This is a genomic window from Bacillus sp. AFS001701 (assembly GCF_002559405.1).
In the GTDB taxonomy this organism is placed as follows: Bacteria; Bacillota; Bacilli; order Bacillales; family Bacillaceae_G; genus Gottfriedia.
On the sequence record NZ_NTZO01000436.1, the window covers coordinates 1 to 1,539 of the forward strand.

At 31.1% G+C, this 1,539-nt stretch carries 2 protein-coding genes; both read left to right on the forward strand.

Annotated elements, in window-relative coordinates:
• Positions 1–60 precede the first annotated feature (60 nt).
• Entirely contained in the window at positions 61–999 is a 939-nt protein-coding gene (gene yhaM, locus CN514_RS20735) for a 3'-5' exoribonuclease YhaM (protein WP_098234212.1), read from the forward strand.
• 68 nt (positions 1,000–1,067) lie between these two features.
• Complete coding sequence (locus tag CN514_RS20740; RefSeq protein ID WP_056472082.1) at positions 1,068–1,271, forward strand: sporulation YhaL family protein; 204 nt, start codon at positions 1,068–1,070, stop codon at positions 1,269–1,271.
• The last annotated feature ends 268 nt before the right edge of the window (positions 1,272–1,539 follow it).

Below are 1,539 nucleotides of genomic sequence, written 5' to 3' on the forward strand. Positions count from 1 at the left end.
GAATTTTAAGTTATTTACTTAAGTAGAGCTTAAGGAAGCATATACAAAATGGAGGTACTTATGGATAAAAAAGTATATGATCATGAAGTTGGCGAACGTTTTGTAACATTTTTATTTGTCAAAGCTGTTACTAAAGGTGTAGCAAGTAATCAAAAAACATTCTTATCTTTAACTTTACAAGATCAAAGTGGAGATATTGAGGCGAAGCTTTGGGATATTTCTTCAGAGCAAGAAGAAGCGTATGTAGAAGGAACTGTTGTAAAAGTTGAAGGGGAGCTACACGATTATAGAGGAAAACTTCAACTTAAATTACGCCAAATTCGTCCAACTAAAGATACAGACGAAGTTAATCCAGAAGATTTTTTCGCAAGAGCACCAGTTTCTAAAGAAGAATTGTATGAGAAAATTACTTCATATATTAATAATATGACCAATGAAAAACTTAAAAAGCTGACTGAGTATCTAGTATTAAAAAATCAAGAGGATTTTCTTGATTTTCCAGCGGCAACTAAGAATCACCATGAATTTGTTTCCGGTTTAGCATATCATGTTTTTTGTATGTTGAAATTAGGTGAATCAATTGCTAATTTATATCCTTCAATCGATAAGGATTTACTATATGCTGGAATCATACTACATGATTTAGGAAAAGTAAGAGAATTATCTGGTCCCGTTTCAACAAAGTATACTGTTGAAGGTAATTTGTTAGGCCATATCTCGCTTATGGCAATTGAAATTGGAAATGCCTCAATCGAACTAGGTATTGAGGGAGAAGAGGTTACTGTTCTACAGCATCTTATTTTAAGTCATCATGGTAAGTATGAGTACGGTAGTCCAAAACTACCTTTAATTAAAGAAGCTGAAATTTTACATTATATTGATAATATTGATGCAAAAATGAATATGTTAGACCGCGCACTTGAAAGAGTTGAACCAGGAGAATATACAGAGCGTATTTTCCCATTAGAAAATCGTAGTTTTTACAAACCAAAATTTTAAATTAATCATACTTCCTCCTTATTAGCCATATAATGAAGCAAATGCTTGTCTACTAAGGAGGAAAATCAATGCCAATATTACCATTTTGGATGTATATCGTGATTTTAGGAATTTTTGTAAGTGGATTTATGGTGCTTTACACCTCGAAGCAAGAAAGAGATGCTGATGAAGCATTCATTGAAAAAGAGGGAGAAATTTACTTGCAAAGAATTAAGGAAGAAAGAGAACGAAGAGAGCAATTACTTATTAACTCTGAGATTTCATCCAATTAAAAAACCTGCCATTAGGCAGGTTTTTTCAAAGTGTTGAAATAAAAAATGGTCAATAGGGAAAACGGACATTTAATGAACATCTATTTAATGATGGAATTATCATTTTTTGGATGACTATTAATGGTTTTAAATGTTAATATGTTTGTGCAATTTCATGATTCCAAGAACACTAGTAATGATTTTTTACAGAAGTTAAAGAAGTTAAAAAGATTATGAGCTAATTTTTAGAAAAAACAATTTCAATTGATTAGTTTAATTAATGTTCGAT

Coding starts and splice junctions, on each gene's coding strand:
- yhaM (WP_098234212.1), top strand. CDS start 61: ATGGATAAAAAAGTATATGATCATGAAGTTGGCGAACGTTTTGTAACA.
- CN514_RS20740 (WP_056472082.1), top strand. CDS start 1,068: ATGCCAATATTACCATTTTGGATGTATATCGTGATTTTAGGAATTTTT.